This is a genomic window from Halomonas campaniensis (assembly GCF_002211105.1).
Taxonomy (GTDB): Bacteria; Pseudomonadota; Gammaproteobacteria; order Pseudomonadales; family Halomonadaceae; genus Vreelandella; species Vreelandella campaniensis_A.
This window is the reverse complement of the sequence record NZ_JPUA01000049.1, coordinates 94,939-108,562: the sequence shown is the minus strand read 5'-3', so window position 1 is coordinate 108,562 and position 13,624 is coordinate 94,939. Positions and strand designations below refer to the sequence as shown.

Annotated in this window: 24 protein-coding genes; all 24 read right to left on the bottom strand. The window is 54.9% G+C overall.

From position 1 onward, the window contains the following. Positions 1–3: 3 nt before the first annotated feature. Entirely contained in the window at positions 4–186 is a 183-nt protein-coding gene (gene rpmD / locus JI62_RS21290; protein ID WP_008959157.1) for a 50S ribosomal protein L30, read from the bottom strand. 6 nt (positions 187–192) lie between these two features. Further along, positions 193–693 (bottom strand): 30S ribosomal protein S5, encoded by a 501-nt coding sequence (gene rpsE, locus JI62_RS21285; protein WP_008959158.1) that lies wholly within the window; start codon positions 691–693, stop codon positions 193–195. An 11-nt stretch (positions 694–704) separates the two neighbouring features. Next, positions 705–1,055 carry a 50S ribosomal protein L18 gene (rplR, locus tag JI62_RS21280; protein ID WP_008959159.1) on the bottom strand — a complete coding sequence of 117 codons (351 nt, stop codon included), beginning with the start codon at positions 1,053–1,055 and terminating at the stop codon, positions 705–707. Positions 1,056–1,064: 9 nt separating this feature from the next. Beyond that, positions 1,065–1,595: a 50S ribosomal protein L6 gene (rplF, locus tag JI62_RS21275; RefSeq protein ID WP_088702077.1), complete on the bottom strand. Its 531-nt coding sequence runs from the start codon at positions 1,593–1,595 to the stop codon at positions 1,065–1,067. Between the two features lie 9 nt (positions 1,596–1,604). Further along, a complete protein-coding gene (rpsH, locus tag JI62_RS21270; RefSeq protein ID WP_088702076.1) occupies positions 1,605–1,997 on the bottom strand; it encodes a 30S ribosomal protein S8 in 393 nt (130 codons plus the stop codon). A gap of 32 nt (positions 1,998–2,029) precedes the next feature. Beyond that, entirely contained in the window at positions 2,030–2,335 is a 306-nt protein-coding gene (rpsN, locus tag JI62_RS21265) for a 30S ribosomal protein S14 (RefSeq protein ID WP_040479530.1), read from the bottom strand. Between the two features lie 10 nt (positions 2,336–2,345). Continuing rightward, positions 2,346–2,885, bottom strand: coding sequence for a 50S ribosomal protein L5 (gene rplE / locus JI62_RS21260; protein WP_035582688.1), 540 nt, complete (start codon positions 2,883–2,885; stop codon positions 2,346–2,348). Between the two features lie 18 nt (positions 2,886–2,903). Beyond that, positions 2,904–3,218 carry a 50S ribosomal protein L24 gene (rplX, locus tag JI62_RS21255; RefSeq protein WP_088702075.1) on the bottom strand — a complete coding sequence of 105 codons (315 nt, stop codon included), beginning with the start codon at positions 3,216–3,218 and terminating at the stop codon, positions 2,904–2,906. Positions 3,219–3,232: 14 nt separating this feature from the next. Next, on the bottom strand, positions 3,233–3,604 hold the full coding sequence (rplN, locus tag JI62_RS21250; RefSeq protein ID WP_008959163.1) for a 50S ribosomal protein L14: 372 nt from the start codon (positions 3,602–3,604) through the stop codon (positions 3,233–3,235). A gap of 49 nt (positions 3,605–3,653) precedes the next feature. Continuing rightward, positions 3,654–3,914, bottom strand: a complete 261-nt coding sequence (gene rpsQ, locus JI62_RS21245; RefSeq protein WP_007111998.1) for a 30S ribosomal protein S17 — start codon at positions 3,912–3,914, stop codon at positions 3,654–3,656. Between the two features lies 1 nt (position 3,915). After that, positions 3,916–4,107, bottom strand: coding sequence for a 50S ribosomal protein L29 (gene rpmC / locus JI62_RS21240; RefSeq protein ID WP_007111999.1), 192 nt, complete (start codon positions 4,105–4,107; stop codon positions 3,916–3,918). Continuing rightward, positions 4,107–4,520: a 50S ribosomal protein L16 gene (gene rplP, locus JI62_RS21235; protein ID WP_007112000.1), complete on the bottom strand. Its 414-nt coding sequence runs from the start codon at positions 4,518–4,520 to the stop codon at positions 4,107–4,109. The genes rpmC and rplP overlap by 1 nt, the downstream gene beginning before the upstream one ends. Positions 4,521–4,535: 15 nt before the next feature. Further along, entirely contained in the window at positions 4,536–5,240 is a 705-nt protein-coding gene (gene rpsC / locus JI62_RS21230; protein ID WP_088702074.1) for a 30S ribosomal protein S3, read from the bottom strand. Positions 5,241–5,250: 10 nt separating this feature from the next. Further along, on the bottom strand, positions 5,251–5,583 hold the full coding sequence (rplV, locus tag JI62_RS21225) for a 50S ribosomal protein L22 (RefSeq protein ID WP_007112002.1): 333 nt from the start codon (positions 5,581–5,583) through the stop codon (positions 5,251–5,253). A gap of 18 nt (positions 5,584–5,601) precedes the next feature. Further along, positions 5,602–5,877 (bottom strand): 30S ribosomal protein S19, encoded by a 276-nt coding sequence (rpsS, locus tag JI62_RS21220; RefSeq protein ID WP_009098993.1) that lies wholly within the window; start codon positions 5,875–5,877, stop codon positions 5,602–5,604. A gap of 33 nt (positions 5,878–5,910) precedes the next feature. Continuing rightward, the gene (gene rplB, locus JI62_RS21215) at positions 5,911–6,741 is read right to left on the bottom strand and encodes a 50S ribosomal protein L2 (protein WP_008959166.1); all 831 of its coding nucleotides are present in this window, start codon (positions 6,739–6,741) and stop codon (positions 5,911–5,913) included. A gap of 17 nt (positions 6,742–6,758) precedes the next feature. Beyond that, the gene (rplW, locus tag JI62_RS21210; RefSeq protein WP_008959167.1) at positions 6,759–7,055 is read right to left on the bottom strand and encodes a 50S ribosomal protein L23; all 297 of its coding nucleotides are present in this window, start codon (positions 7,053–7,055) and stop codon (positions 6,759–6,761) included. Continuing rightward, positions 7,052–7,657 (bottom strand): 50S ribosomal protein L4, encoded by a 606-nt coding sequence (rplD, locus tag JI62_RS21205; protein WP_007112005.1) that lies wholly within the window; start codon positions 7,655–7,657, stop codon positions 7,052–7,054. Before rplD ends, rplW begins: the two co-directional genes overlap by 4 nt. Positions 7,658–7,672: 15 nt before the next feature. Then, positions 7,673–8,311, bottom strand: a complete 639-nt coding sequence (rplC, locus tag JI62_RS21200) for a 50S ribosomal protein L3 (protein ID WP_035582685.1) — start codon at positions 8,309–8,311, stop codon at positions 7,673–7,675. A 161-nt stretch (positions 8,312–8,472) separates the two neighbouring features. Continuing rightward, positions 8,473–8,784: a 30S ribosomal protein S10 gene (gene rpsJ / locus JI62_RS21195; protein WP_007112007.1), complete on the bottom strand. Its 312-nt coding sequence runs from the start codon at positions 8,782–8,784 to the stop codon at positions 8,473–8,475. Positions 8,785–8,943: 159 nt separating this feature from the next. Beyond that, a complete protein-coding gene (gene tuf, locus JI62_RS21190; RefSeq protein WP_064235089.1) occupies positions 8,944–10,137 on the bottom strand; it encodes an elongation factor Tu in 1,194 nt (397 codons plus the stop codon). A gap of 29 nt (positions 10,138–10,166) precedes the next feature. Continuing rightward, positions 10,167–12,290 (bottom strand): elongation factor G, encoded by a 2,124-nt coding sequence (gene fusA, locus JI62_RS21185; protein ID WP_088702073.1) that lies wholly within the window; start codon positions 12,288–12,290, stop codon positions 10,167–10,169. A gap of 228 nt (positions 12,291–12,518) precedes the next feature. Beyond that, positions 12,519–12,989, bottom strand: coding sequence for a 30S ribosomal protein S7 (rpsG, locus tag JI62_RS21180; protein ID WP_009288145.1), 471 nt, complete (start codon positions 12,987–12,989; stop codon positions 12,519–12,521). A 188-nt stretch (positions 12,990–13,177) separates the two neighbouring features. Continuing rightward, positions 13,178–13,552, bottom strand: a complete 375-nt coding sequence (rpsL, locus tag JI62_RS21175) for a 30S ribosomal protein S12 (protein ID WP_008959173.1) — start codon at positions 13,550–13,552, stop codon at positions 13,178–13,180. Between the last annotated feature and the right edge of the window lie 72 nt (positions 13,553–13,624).

The following is a 13,624-nucleotide window of genomic DNA, read 5'->3' as shown; positions in this document are numbered from 1 at the left end:
GGATTACTCTCCCTCAACGCGCACAAGGTAAGTTACCTTGTGGATCATGCCGCGTACGGCAGGGGTGTCTTCCAGTTCAACCGTATGACCGATGCGACGCAGGCCCAAGCCCTTCATAGTAGCCTTGTGCTTGGGCATAATGCCGATGGTGCTGCGGATCTGGGTAACCTTGATCGTTGCTGCCATGGTGCCTTACCCCGTGATCGCTTCGACAGACAGACCGCGCTTAGCGGCAATGTCTTCCGGTGCTTGCATGGAAGAGAGACCTTTAACAGTCGCTCGAACCACGTTAACCGGGTTGGTGGAACCGTAGCACTTGGCCAGTACGTCGTGGACACCGGCAAGCTCTAGTACAGAGCGCATGGCGCCACCGGCGATGATGCCGGTACCTTCGGAAGCCGGCTGCATGTACACCTTGGAAGCACCGTGACGGGCTTTTACCGGGTACTGCAGCGTTTGGCCAGCGAGGTTCACCTTGACCATGTTGCGACGAGCTTGATCCATCGCTTTCTGGATTGCGACAGGCACTTCACGCGCCTTGCCACGACCGAAACCGACACGACCTTTACCATCACCAACGACGGTCAGTGCGGTGAAGCCGAAAATACGACCACCCTTGACCACCTTGGCGACGCGGTTGACCTGCACTAACTTCTCTTGCAGATCACCGCTTTGCTGTTCGTTCTTCGCCATCGTAAAACCCTTTAGAATTCCAGGCCGCCTTCACGTGCGGCGTCGGCAAGCGCCTTGACGCGGCCGTGATACTTAAAGCCAGCACGGTCGAAGGCCACCTGGGTGATGCCTGCTTCTTTAGCGCGTTCAGCAATCAGAGCACCTACTTTAGAGGCCGCATCTGAGTTGCCGGTCGCACCCTCGCGCAGTGCTTTGTCCAGCGTAGAAGCACTGGCTAGCACTTTGCCACCATCCGGCGAGATAATCTGCGCATAGATGTGACGCGGGGTACGGTTGACGCACAGGCGATACACGCCCAGCTCGCGGATCTTTGCGCGAGCGCGGCGGGCACGACGGAGACGAGATTCTTTCTTCGCGTTCATAACCCTGCCTTACTTCTTCTTGGCTTCTTTGCGACGCACCTGCTCGTCGGCGTACCGAACACCCTTGCCTTTATACGGCTCAGGGGGACGGAAGGCGCGGATTTCCGCGGCGCACTGGCCGAGCTGCTGCTTATCAGCGCTTTTCAGCACGATAACGGTGTTCTTCGGCGTTTCCGCTGTAACACCTTTAGGCAGTTCGTAGTCGACCGGGTGCGAGAAGCCCAGTGAAAGATTGAGCGTCTGGCCCTTAGCTTGGGCACGATAACCGACGCCAACAATTTCGAGAGTTCTTGTGAAACCCTCGGATACGCCCGTTACCAGGTTCTGAACTAAGGCGCGGGTAGTACCGGCCATGGCCCAGCTCTTGGCAGACTCACTCGGGGCGAAGGTCAGCTGGCCATCTTCTTGACCGACCACTACATCAGAGTGGATGGTCATAGATAGCGTGCCCTGGCCGCCTTTGGCGGTCAGCTGGTCAGCATTGATTTTAATATCAACGCCGGCAGGCACTTTAACCGGATATTTCGCTATGCGGGACATTCCAGCCTCCTAGAATACGGTGCAGATGACTTCGCCACCGACACCCGCTTGGCGCGCGGCACGATCGGTCATGACACCATTGGATGTGGTGACAATCGCGATACCCAGGCCATCGGCAACCTTAGGCAAGTTATCCTTGCCCATGTAGCGGCGCAGGGACGGCTTGGAAACCCGCTGAATGTGCTCAATGACCGGCTTACCCTCAAAGTACTTGAGAGTTACGGTTAGCTCGGGCTTAGTGCCCTCCGCTACCGCAAAGTCGGCAATGTAGCCTTCTTCCTTTAGCACTCGGGCCACTTGCACTTTCAACTTGGAGGACGGCATGGTTGCCGTCTCCTTGGTGGCCATCTGCGCATTGCGGATACGGGTAAACATATCCGCCAGAGTGTCTTGCATGCTCATTTAATGTGCGCTCCTGATAATTCTACGTGGCGTTACCAACTGGACTTTTTCAGTCCTGGAACGTCGCCACGCATGGCGGCTTCACGCAGCTTGTTACGGCCAAGGCCGAACTTGTTGTAAAAACCGTGCGGACGACCGGTAATACGGCAGCGGTTACGCTGACGCACCGGGCTTGAGTCGCGCGGCAGTTGCTGCAGCTTCAGCGTCGCCTCGAAGCGGTCTTCCTCAGTCGTGTTCACGTCTGAGATGATCTTCTTGAGTTCAGCGCGCTTGGTCGCGTACTTCGCAACCAGCTGAGTACGCTTAAGCTCACGCTCTACCATACTTTTCTTAGCCATGATCTCGCCCCTATTTCTTAAACGGGAAGTTCAGCGCGGTTAGCAGCGCACGACCTTCCTCGTCGGTGTTGGCGGTCGTAGTGATAGTGACGTCCAACCCCCGGATGCGATCGATTTTATCATACTCGATCTCCGGGAAGATGATCTGCTCACGCACACCCATGGAGTAATTGCCACGACCGTCGAAAGACTTCGGGTTGAGACCACGAAAGTCACGCACGCGGGGAATAGCGATGTAAACCAAACGGTCCAAGAAGTCCCACATACGCTCAGCGCGCAGTGTTACCTTGATGCCGATGGGCCAACCTTCGCGCACCTTGAAGCCCGCGATGGACTTACGTGCTTTGGTCACCAACGGTTTTTGACCAGAGAGTTTCTCTAGGTCACCGATGGCATTGTCAATCAACTTTTTATCGTTGACTGCTTCGCCGATACCCATGTTCAGAGTCACTTTCGTGATCCGGGGTACCTGCATAACGTTGGCATAGCTGAACTCTTCTTTGAGTTGAGCTGCTACCTCGTTTTGATAACGTTCTTTCAAGTTCGCCATTTTGCTACCCGACTCGCGTTAGGCGTCGATCTGCGTCTGCGTCGACTTGTAGATACGTACCTTGGTACCGTCTTCCTTCACTTGGAAGCCGACGCGATCCGCCTTACCGGTCTCCGAATTGAAGATGGCTACGTTGGACGCGTGAATCGGAGCCTCACGCTCGACGATACCGCCCTGATTACCCGCCATGGGATTTGGCTTGGTGTGACGTTTAATCATGTTCACACCGGACACCAAAAAGCGGTTATCTAATACCCGCTTAACGGTGCCACGCTTGCCTTTATCCTTCCCGGCGATGACGATGACTTCATCGTCACGTTTGATCTTTTGCATATCCGCCTCGCTCCTTACAGCACTTCAGGCGCTAAGGAAATGATCTTCATGAACTTTTCATTACGAAGTTCACGAGTCACCGGCCCAAAAATACGGGTACCGATGGGCTGTTCGTTGGTGTTATTCAACAAAACTGCCGCATTTCCATCGAAACGGATGAGCGAACCGTCGGGACGACGGACGCCACTACGGGTCCGGACCACGACCGCTTTTAGCACCTGGCCTTTTTTGACCTTGCCACGCGGAATCGCTTCCTTAACCGTGACCTTGATGATATCACCAACGCGAGCGTAACGACGATGTGAACCGCCTAACACCTTGATGCACTGCACCCGGCGCGCTCCGCTGTTGTCGGCGACATCCAGCATTGTCTGAGTCTGAATCATCGGTTTTCTCCAAACCTAATCTGACTGCACTGATTGACAAGCCAGGGGGTTAACCCTTGGCGTGTTCAACCACCTCGACCAGCGTCCAAGCTTTTTTCTTGGAAAGCGGACGGCACTCTTGAATAGAGACCGTATCGCCTGCCTTAGCCTGGTTCGCCTCATCATGGGCGTGCAGCTTGGTGGAGCGCTTAACGTATTTTCCGTAGATCGGGTGACGCTCGCGCCGCTCGATCATGACGACGATGGACTTGTCCATCTTATCGCTCACCACTTTACCGGTGAGCGTACGCTTTGTGTTTTCTTCGGCCATCTCAATCACCTGCCTTCTCGTTGAGCAAAGTCTTAACGCGGGCGATATCCCGGCGGACCTGCTTGAGCAGATGAGTCTGGCTCAGTTGGCCAGTGGCCTTCTGCATGCGCAGGTTAAACTGCTCGCGGAGGAGTTCGAGGAGTTGCTCCTGGAGCTCTCCTGCGGACTTTTCACGAATTTCCTGGGCTTTCATCACATCACCGTCCGTTTCGCAAAGGTGGTGGATAAGGGCATTTTCTGTGCGGCAAGCTCAAACGCTTCACGTGCGAGCTCTTCCGACACGCCTTCAATTTCATACAGGACCCGACCCGGTTGGATCTGGGCAACCCAGTACTCAACAGAACCTTTACCTTTACCCATACGAACTTCGAGCGGCTTCTTGGAGATCGGCTTATCAGGGAAGACGCGGATCCAGATTTTACCGCCACGCTTTACGTGACGTGTGATCGCACGACGGCCTGCTTCGATCTGACGCGCAGTGATGCGGCCGCGACCGGTAGCTTTAAGGCCGTATTCCCCGAAGCTGATCTTGCTTCCGCGATGCGCCAGGCCACGGTTGCGGCCTTTCATCATCTTGCGGAATTTCATACGCTTGGGCTGTAACATCGACTCGCTCTCCCCTTACCTGGAACCTTTCTTCTTGGGCGCGTTGCCGGCAGGCTGCTGTTGCTTAGCCTTGGCACGTACTTCCTCGATACCGCCGAGGATTTCACCCTTGAAGATCCACACTTTGACGCCGATAACGCCATAGGTGGTGTGAGCTTCGTAAGTGGCGTAGTCGATATCCGCACGCAACGTGTGCAGCGGAACGCGACCTTCGCGGTACCATTCGGTACGTGCGATTTCAGCGCCACCAAGACGACCTGACAGCTGAATCTTGATGCCACCAGCGCCAAGACGCATTGCGTTCTGTACCGCGCGCTTCATAGCACGGCGGAACATGACGCGACGCTCAAGCTGACCCGCTACGTTAGCAGCGACTAGCTTGGCATCCAGCTCCGGCTTGCGAACTTCTTCGATGTTCACATGCACGGGAACGCCCATCATCTGGGTGAGATCGCGACGCAGACGGTCGACATCTTCACCTTTCTTACCAATCACGATACCCGGACGGGCAGTGTGAATGGTGATGCGGGCATTGTTCGCCGGACGCTCGATGTGGATGCGGCTAACAGAGGCGCTTTTAAGACGCTCTTCCAGGAAGCTACGCACTTCGAGATCGTTATTGAGCTTATCGGCGTAAGCGCCGCGCTCAGCATACCAGACAGAAGCATGGTCTTTGACGATGCCCAGTCGAATGCCTGTTGGATTGACTTTCTGACCCATCGGTCGACTCCTACTTCTCGGCTACCTTGACGGTGATGTGGCACGTGCGCTTCAAGATACGATCCGCACGCCCCTTGGCACGCGGCTTGATACGCTTGAGCGTCATGCCCTCATCGACGCAGATGGTCGAGACACGCAGCTCGTCAATATCCATGCCGTTATTTTCTTCCGCATTCGCAATCGCGGATTGCAGCACCTTCTTAACCAGCTTGGCAGCCTTCTTCGGTGAGAAGGTCAGCAGGTCGAGTGCCTCGGCGACAGGTTTACCGCGCACCTGGTCAGCCACCAAACGGGCCTTCTGGGCGGATAAACGAGCGCCAAGCAGCTTTGCTGTGACTTCCATCTCTCAATCCTCTCTGGCTTACCGTTTGGCTTTCTTATCCGCCGCATGCCCGCGATAAGTGCGAGTAGCAGCGAATTCGCCCAATTTGTGGCCAACCATTTCCTCGGATACGTGCACCGGGACGTGTTGGCGACCGTTATGGACCGCGATAGTGAGGCCTACCATATTGGGCAGGATCATAGAACGACGCGACCAAGTCTTGATCGGTTTGCGATCGTTCTTCTCCACTGCAGCCTCTACCTTCTTCAAAAGATGAAGGTCAATGAAGGGACCTTTCTTTAGTGAACGTGGCACAGCCGTTACCTCTTAATGTCTTGGCAATTTAGATCAACGCGTCTTATTACGACGACGAATGATCAGCTTGTCGGTGCGCTTGTTCTTACGCGTCTTATGACCCTTAGTCGGCACACCCCATGGGGATACCGGGTGACGACCACCACTGGTGCGGCCTTCGCCACCACCGTGCGGGTGATCGACTGGGTTCATCGCGACACCGCGAACAGTCGGACGCACGCCTCTCCAGCGCTTCGCACCGGCCTTGCCAAGTTGACGCAGGCTGTGCTCAGAGTTGCTCACTTCACCCAAGGTCGCGCGGCACTCGGCCAACACTTTACGCATTTCGCCAGAGCGAAGACGCAGGGTGGCATAGTTACCTTCACGAGCAACCAACTGGGCGCTTGTACCGGCACTGCGAGCAATCTGCGCACCTTTACCCGGCTTGAGTTCGATGCAGTGCACCGTAGAACCCAACGGGACGTTACGCAGCGGCAAGGCATTGCCTTTCTTGATTGACGCGTTAACACCCGATTCCAGCACGTCACCCGCGCTGACACCTTTCGGTGCAATGATGTAACGACGTTCACCATCGGCATACTTCAGCAGCGCAATGTGCGCACTGCGGTTGGGATCGTGCTCAAGACGCTCAACGGTGGCAGGAATGCCATCCTTGGTGCGTTTGAAATCGATCAACCGATAGTGGTGACGATGACCACCGCCCACGTGGCGGGTGGTGATACGACCGTAGTTGTTACGGCCGCCGGACTTGGACTGTTTTTCTAACAGCGGTGCATAGGCACGGCCTTTAAACAGTTCCTCGCCAACGATCTTGACGACGTGGCGACGACCGGCGGAAGTGGGTTTGGTCTTGACGATTGCCATTATCCGTACTCCTGCCCTTATTCGGCGCCAGAGAAGTCTTCGAGCGTTTCACCCGCAGCCAGGGTCACATACGCTTTGCGGTAACCCTTACGCAGGCCAACGCCGTTCGCAGTACGTTTTGTTTTACCCTTCATGTTCAGTACCTGAACACTGCCGACCTTCTTGCCGAAAAGTGCTTCAACGGCTTTCTTGATCTCGGGCTTGGTAGCATCAGATGCCACCTTGAAAACGTACTGGTTGCGCTCGGCTGCCATTGCGGCCTTTTCGGTCACGTGTGGCCCAAGCAGAACCTTAAATACGCGTTCCTGGTTCATGCCAGCTTCTCCTCGAATTTACGCAGGGCGGAGACGGTAATCAGCACCTTATCAAAGGCGACCAGACTTACCGGGTCAGCTGCCGCGACATCCACCACGTCAACGTGGGGAAGGTTGCGTGCGGCCAAATAGAGCTTTTCGTCGACTTCTTCAGTGACGATCAACACTTTTTCAAGGTTGAGCTCTTTCAGCTTGGCAGCTACCTGCTTGGTCTTAGGCGCATCGACGACGAACTCTTCAATCGCGACTAAACGCTCTTGACGTACCAGCTCTGACAAGATGGAGCGCATCGCTGCACGGTACATCTTGCGGTTAACCTTCTGGGTGTAGTCTTGCGGACGCGCCGCGAAGGTTACGCCGCCGCTACGCCATAGCGGAGAGCGGATGGTACCGGCACGTGCACGACCGGTGCCTTTCTGACGCCACGGCTTTTTACCACCGCCACGAACGTCGGAACGACTCTTTTGTGCGCGGGTTCCCTGACGACCAGCCGCCAAATAGGCAGTGACAACCTGGTGAACGAGCGCTTCGTTGAATTCTTTGCCAAAAGTGGCGTCGGCTACTTCAACGGTACCCGCGCCTGCAGCAAGATTCAGATTCATTGGTAATTATCCCCTTCAGCCTGCTTTCACGGCGCTGCGAACGATAACGTCACTACCGGGAGCACCCGGTACGGCGCCTTTAATCAGCAGCAGGTTACGCTCGGCGTCGACACGGACGATCTCAAGGCTCTGCACGGTGCAACGGGCGTTACCCATTTGACCGGCCATCTTTTTGCCTTTGAAAACGCGACCCGGTGTTTGACACATGCCGATAGAACCCGGCGCGCGATGCGACAGAGAGTTACCGTGAGTCATATCTTGGGTACGGAAGTTCCAGCGCTTAACAGCACCCTGGAAGCCTTTACCCTTAGAGGTGCCAGTCACGTCAACCATTTGACCAGCTTCGAAGAGGGATACGGTGATTTCGCCGCCCACTTCAGGAATCTCTTCGCCTTCTGCAAGACGAAACTCCATCAGTGCACGACCAGCTTCAACACCCGCCTTGGCAAACTGACCAGCCTGCGCTTTGGTGAGGTGCTTAGCTTTACGAGAGCCAGATGTGACCTGAATCGCTGCGTAACCGTCAGACTCGACAGATTTAACGCGTGTAACACGATTAGGATCAACTTCAATAACGGTTACGGGCACAGACGCGCCGTCTTCGGTAAAGACACGGGTCATCCCGGCCTTTTTACCGACTAAACCGATAGTCATACTCAGTCTCCTATAGTGTACGGGGCTATCACCCGCTATGGCTGCCCTTTCCAGAGCATTCCACTAGCACATTGTATGGCGCCTCACGGCGCGGCGGCTGCTGCTCATGCTAGCTTGTTAGCACAAGCGATGAGCGCTGGGCCGCAAAGTGACTAGTGTAATTAGTTGAGTTTGATTTGCACGTCAACGCCTGCGGCGAGATCGAGTTTCATCAAAGCATCAACAGTTTTTTCGGTCGGCTCAACAATGTCGAGCACACGCTTGTGCGTACGAATCTCATACTGGTCACGCGCATCTTTGTTGACGTGCGGTGAGATCAGAATGGTGTAACGCTCGCGGTTGGTCGGCAGCGGAATCGGACCACGAACCTGAGCACCAGTACGTTTAGCGGTTTCAACAATCTCCGCTGTAGACTGGTCGATCAGGCGATGGTCGAAAGCTTTCAACCGAATGCGAATCTTTTGGTTCTGCATTTGCCCTAAACTCCAATGGATGTCGACGGCGCGAGCCGTCTACCCACGCATTCAAAGGATGCGCATTATAGGCACGCCAAAAGCCCATGTCAAACATTTGCTGTTGGTGCGCAGAAAAGGGGGCTCATCAGAGCCCCCTTCATCATTCAAGCATGCTGCTTACTTGACGATCTTGGCCACAACGCCAGCACCGACAGTACGGCCGCCTTCACGAATAGCGAAGCGCAAGCCTTCGTCCATTGCGATCGGAGCGATCAAGGTAACAACCATCTGAACGTTGTCACCCGGCATGACCATTTCAACGCCTTCCGGCAGTTCACAAGTACCGGTTACGTCGGTGGTACGGAAGTAGAACTGCGGACGATAGCCCTTGAAGAAAGGCGTGTGACGACCACCCTCTTCCTTGGACAGTACGTAAACTTCTGCTTCGAAGGTAGTGTGCGGGTTGATGGTGCCCGGCTTGGCCAGTACCTGGCCACGCTCGACGTCATCACGCTTAGTACCACGCAGCAGGGCGCCAACGTTCTCACCAGCACGACCTTCGTCGAGCAGTTTGCGGAACATTTCAACACCGGTAACGATCGTTTTGGTGGTGTCGCGGATACCCACGATTTCCACTTCTTCGCCCGCTTTCACGATGCCGCGCTCTACACGACCGGTAACAACAGTACCGCGGCCAGAGATAGAGAACACGTCTTCGATCGGCATCAGGAACGGCTGGTCGATAGCACGCTCCGGCTCAGGGATGTACTCATCCAGCGCCTTGATCAGATTAGCAACGGCAGTGGTACCCATGCCCTTGTCATCTTCACCGTTCAGCGCCATCAGCGCAGAACCAGTGATGATCGGCGTGTCGTCGCCCGGGAAGTCGTACTGGTCTAGAAGTTCGCGAACTTCCATTTCTACCAGCTCGAGCAGCTCTTCGTCATCGACCATGTCCGCTTTGTTCAGGAACACAACGATGAACGGTACGCCAACCTGACGAGACAGCAGGATGTGCTCGCGGGTTTGCGGCATCGGGCCATCTGCGGCAGAACATACCAGGATCGCGCCGTCCATCTGCGCAGCACCGGTGATCATGTTCTTGACGTAGTCAGCGTGTCCTGGGCAGTCAACGTGAGCGTAGTGACGCTCTTCAGACTGATATTCCACGTGAGAAGTGGCGATCGTGATACCGCGCTCGCGCTCTTCAGGAGCGTTATCGATGGTATCAAACTCACGCCAGTCGCCGCCGAAAACCTCAGCAGACACGCGGGTCAGGGCCGCCGTCAGAGTCGTTTTACCGTGGTCGACGTGACCAATGGTGCCGACGTTGACGTGCGGTTTGGAACGTTCAAATTTTTCCTTAGCCACTGCTATAACCTCTTTACGTTAGCTAACGGTTAACCGTTTTGATTGATGACGGCTTCAACGACGCTGGAGGGCGCCTCGTCGTACTTCGAGAACTCCATAGAGTAGCTCGCACGGCCCTGGGTTTGTGAGCGCAGATCGGTTGCATAACCGAACATCTCACCCAATGGCACCGTCGCACGGATGACTTTACCAGAAGAGGAGTCATCCATACCCTGCACCAGGCCGCGACGACGGCTCAGGTCACCCATGACGTCACCCATAAATTCTTCGGGGGTCACGATTTCGACCTTCATCACCGGCTCCAGCAGCACGGCCTTGGCCTTCCTGGCACCTTCTTTTACTGCCATAGAAGAAGCAATCTTAAACGCAGTCTCGTTAGAGTCCACGTCGTGGAAGGAGCCATCAAACAGCGTTACTTTAACGTCGATCATCGGGTAACCCGCGATGACGCCGTTTTTGAGCTGCTCAAAAGCACCCTTCTCAACCGCAGGTACGTATTCCTTGGGAACCGTGCCACCCACGATTTCAGAGTTGAACTTGAAGAACAGTTCGTCTTCGCCTTCACCCTTCTCTTCTGCTGTCAGCGGCTCGATACGCAGCCAAACGTGACCATACTGACCACGACCACCGGACTGACGTACGAACTTGCCTTCTTGCTCAATGCTGCCGCGGATCGTTTCGCGGTAGGCAACCTGCGGCTTACCGATATTGGCTTCAACCTTGAACTCGCGACGCATACGGTCAACGAGGATATCCAGGTGAAGCTCACCCATACCAGAAATAATCGTCTGGCCGGTTTCTTCGTCGGTTTTGACCTGGAAAGAGGGGTCTTCTTGAGCAAGCTTGCCCAGGGCAACACCCATTTTCTCTTGGTCAGCCTTAGATTTAGGCTCTACGGCAACCGAGATAACCGGATCCGGGAACTCCATACGCTCGAGAACAATCTTGTTATCGATGTCGCACAGGGTATCACCGGTAGTCACGTCTTTCAGACCGATACAAGCGGCGATGTCGCCCGCCAGCACTTCCTTGATCTCTTCACGGGAGTTGGCGTGCATCTGAACGATACGACCAACACGCTCTTTCTTCTGTTTAACGGAGTTATAAACGCCGTCACCAGATTTCAGAACGCCCGAGTAGACGCGAATAAAGGTCAACGTACCAACGAAGGGGTCAGTGGCGATTTTAAACGCCAATGCCGCAAAGGGTGCGCTGTCGTCAGCTTCACGAGTATCAACGGTACCGTCTTTATCGTCGAGCTCACCTTCAATCGCTTTAACTTCCGTCGGCGAAGGCATGTATTCGATAACGCCATCCAGCACTGCCTGAACGCCTTTGTTTTTAAAGGCAGAACCACAGGTCACCAGAACGATATCGTTAGCCAGGGTGCGCGCGCGCAAGCCAGCTTTGATCTCTTCAATCGAGAGCTCACCGCCTTCGAGGTACTTCTCCATCAGCTCGTCAGAGCCTTCGGCAGCGGCTTCGACCATCTCTTCGCGATACTTCTCAGCCGTATCTTGCAGCTCAGCAGGAATATCCACGAGTTCATAATTCATACCCAGGCTTTCCTCATCCCACAGGATAGCCTTCATCTGAATCAGGTCGATAACGCCCTTGAAGTCCTCTTCCGTGCCCCAGTTAATCTGGATCGGCACAGCGTTGGCACCCAAACGCTCTTTCAACTGGTTGACAACCATAAAGAAGTCAGCGCCGGTACGGTCCATCTTATTGACGAAAACCATGCGCGGAACTTCGTACTTGTTGGCCTGGCGCCATACTGTTTCAGTCTGCGGCTGTACGCCGGAAGAGCCACACAGCACAACGACCGCACCATCGAGTACACGCAGCGAACGCTCAACTTCGATAGTGAAGTCAACGTGCCCTGGGGTGTCGATAATGTTGATACGGTGCTCAGGGAACTGCTTGCTCATGCCCTGCCAGAAACAGGTAGTCGCAGCTGAGGTGATAGTAATACCACGCTCCTGCTCCTGCTCCATCCAGTCCATGGTCGCAGCACCGTCGTGAACTTCGCCCACTTTGTGGGAGAGGCCGGTGTAGAACAGTACACGCTCAGTCGTCGTGGTTTTACCCGCGTCAACGTGAGCGACGATACCGATATTACGGTAGCGATTTAGTGGAGTCTTGCGTGCCACGGTGAAACTCCCGTTTGTTGGCGATGCTCGTTAATTTAGCGGCGTATGCAAGCGAGGTTTATGCGACCGCCGCCACCGGTGCATGGTAGCGGCTGAGTGTTGCAATTATTGAATTGCAACAACGCGACTCAGCAAACACTTCACCATGCTGAACAACGCGCATATATAAACCATAAAGCCGTACTTAAAAACGCCGTGCCTAGAAACGCAGGTTCTAGAAACGCCGAATTAGAAACGGTAGTGCGAGAAGGCCTTGTTGGCTTCTGCCATACGATGCACGTCTTCGCGCTTCTTAACGGCAGAACCTTTACCTTCAGCGGCATCCAGCATTTCACCTGCCAGACGCTGCACCATGGTTTTCTCACCGCGGCGACGGGCCGCGTCTACCAGCCAGCGCATTGCTAGCGCTTGACGGCGAGACGGACGTACTTCAACCGGCACCTGATAGGTCGCACCACCCACGCGGCGCGACTTCACTTCGACCATCGGCTGGATGGCTTCCAGCGCCTTGTCGAAGATCTCCAGCGGGTCTTCTTTACTACGCTCGGCAACCTTGTCCAACGCACCGTAGACGATACGCTCAGCTATGGACTTCTTGCCGCTGACCATCAGGTGGTTCATGAACTTCGCCAGACGCTCACTTCCGAACTTAGGATCCGGCAGAATCTCGCGTTTAGCTACTACTCTTCTTCTAGGCATGATAAGCCCTCAATTAAGGATCTTTCAGGTAAACCCGGAACTCCTGCAGCCTGTGTACGCTATTCAAATACGCCAGACGCCGCCCGACCTTACTCTTATCAGACCGTCAAATTCGTGAAAATCGTTACTCAGCATGCCCTATTGACGGGGCGACGCTGTACAGCCGACCTAGCCCTAGGATTTAAAACTTAGGACTTAGGACGCTTAGTACCGTATTTAGAACGACCCTGACGACGATTTTGAACGCCAGAGGTGTCAAGGGCGCCACGGACGGTGTGATAACGCACACCCGGCAAATCCTTTACACGACCGCCGCGAATCAAAACGACAGAGTGTTCTTGAAGGTTGTGACCTTCACCACCGATATAGGAAGAGACTTCAAAGCCGTTGGTAAGGCGCACACGGCAAACCTTACGCAGAGCTGAGTTAGGCTTCTTCGGGGTGGTGGTGTAAACGCGCGTACAAACGCCACGTTTTTGCGGACAGGCCTGCAGCGCTGGCACGTCACTTTTGGTGACGGGGCGCTTGCGCGGCTTGCGCACTAGCTGATTAATCGTTGCCATGGTGTTTAGCTGACTCCAATGGTTGCCTTAGCCTTTTAACAAATACATGCAGCGGATGCGGGCGCACCCACC

Excerpts from the sequence above, each read along its gene's own strand:
- rpsQ (WP_007111998.1), bottom strand. The coding sequence starts at position 3,914 with ATGGCCGAAGAAAACACAAAGCGTACGCTCACCGGTAAAGTGGTGAGC.
- rpsG (WP_009288145.1), bottom strand. The coding sequence starts at position 12,989 with ATGCCTAGAAGAAGAGTAGTAGCTAAACGCGAGATTCTGCCGGATCCT.
- rpsC (WP_088702074.1), bottom strand. The coding sequence starts at position 5,240 with ATGGGTCAGAAAGTCAATCCAACAGGCATTCGACTGGGCATCGTCAAA.
- rplW (WP_008959167.1), bottom strand. The coding sequence starts at position 7,055 with ATGAACCAGGAACGCGTATTTAAGGTTCTGCTTGGGCCACACGTGACC.
- rplP (WP_007112000.1), bottom strand. The coding sequence starts at position 4,520 with ATGTTACAGCCCAAGCGTATGAAATTCCGCAAGATGATGAAAGGCCGC.
- rpsJ (WP_007112007.1), bottom strand. The coding sequence starts at position 8,784 with ATGCAGAACCAAAAGATTCGCATTCGGTTGAAAGCTTTCGACCATCGC.
- rplN (WP_008959163.1), bottom strand. The coding sequence starts at position 3,604 with ATGATTCAGACTCAGACAATGCTGGATGTCGCCGACAACAGCGGAGCG.
- rpmD (WP_008959157.1), bottom strand. The coding sequence starts at position 186 with ATGGCAGCAACGATCAAGGTTACCCAGATCCGCAGCACCATCGGCATT.
- rplF (WP_088702077.1), bottom strand. The coding sequence starts at position 1,595 with ATGTCCCGCATAGCGAAATATCCGGTTAAAGTGCCTGCCGGCGTTGAT.
- rplX (WP_088702075.1), bottom strand. The coding sequence starts at position 3,218 with ATGCAAAAGATCAAACGTGACGATGAAGTCATCGTCATCGCCGGGAAG.
- rplV (WP_007112002.1), bottom strand. The coding sequence starts at position 5,583 with ATGGAAGTCACAGCAAAGCTGCTTGGCGCTCGTTTATCCGCCCAGAAG.
- rplC (WP_035582685.1), bottom strand. The coding sequence starts at position 8,311 with ATGACTATCGGTTTAGTCGGTAAAAAGGCCGGGATGACCCGTGTCTTT.
- rpsE (WP_008959158.1), bottom strand. The coding sequence starts at position 693 with ATGGCGAAGAACGAACAGCAAAGCGGTGATCTGCAAGAGAAGTTAGTG.
- rpsH (WP_088702076.1), bottom strand. The coding sequence starts at position 1,997 with ATGAGCATGCAAGACACTCTGGCGGATATGTTTACCCGTATCCGCAAT.
- rpsL (WP_008959173.1), bottom strand. The coding sequence starts at position 13,552 with ATGGCAACGATTAATCAGCTAGTGCGCAAGCCGCGCAAGCGCCCCGTC.
- rpmC (WP_007111999.1), bottom strand. The coding sequence starts at position 4,107 with ATGAAAGCCCAGGAAATTCGTGAAAAGTCCGCAGGAGAGCTCCAGGAG.
- rplE (WP_035582688.1), bottom strand. The coding sequence starts at position 2,885 with ATGGCGAACTTGAAAGAACGTTATCAAAACGAGGTAGCAGCTCAACTC.
- rplR (WP_008959159.1), bottom strand. The coding sequence starts at position 1,055 with ATGAACGCGAAGAAAGAATCTCGTCTCCGTCGTGCCCGCCGCGCTCGC.
- rplB (WP_008959166.1), bottom strand. The coding sequence starts at position 6,741 with ATGGCAATCGTCAAGACCAAACCCACTTCCGCCGGTCGTCGCCACGTC.
- rplD (WP_007112005.1), bottom strand. The coding sequence starts at position 7,657 with ATGAATCTGAATCTTGCTGCAGGCGCGGGTACCGTTGAAGTAGCCGAC.
- rpsN (WP_040479530.1), bottom strand. The coding sequence starts at position 2,335 with ATGGCTAAGAAAAGTATGGTAGAGCGTGAGCTTAAGCGTACTCAGCTG.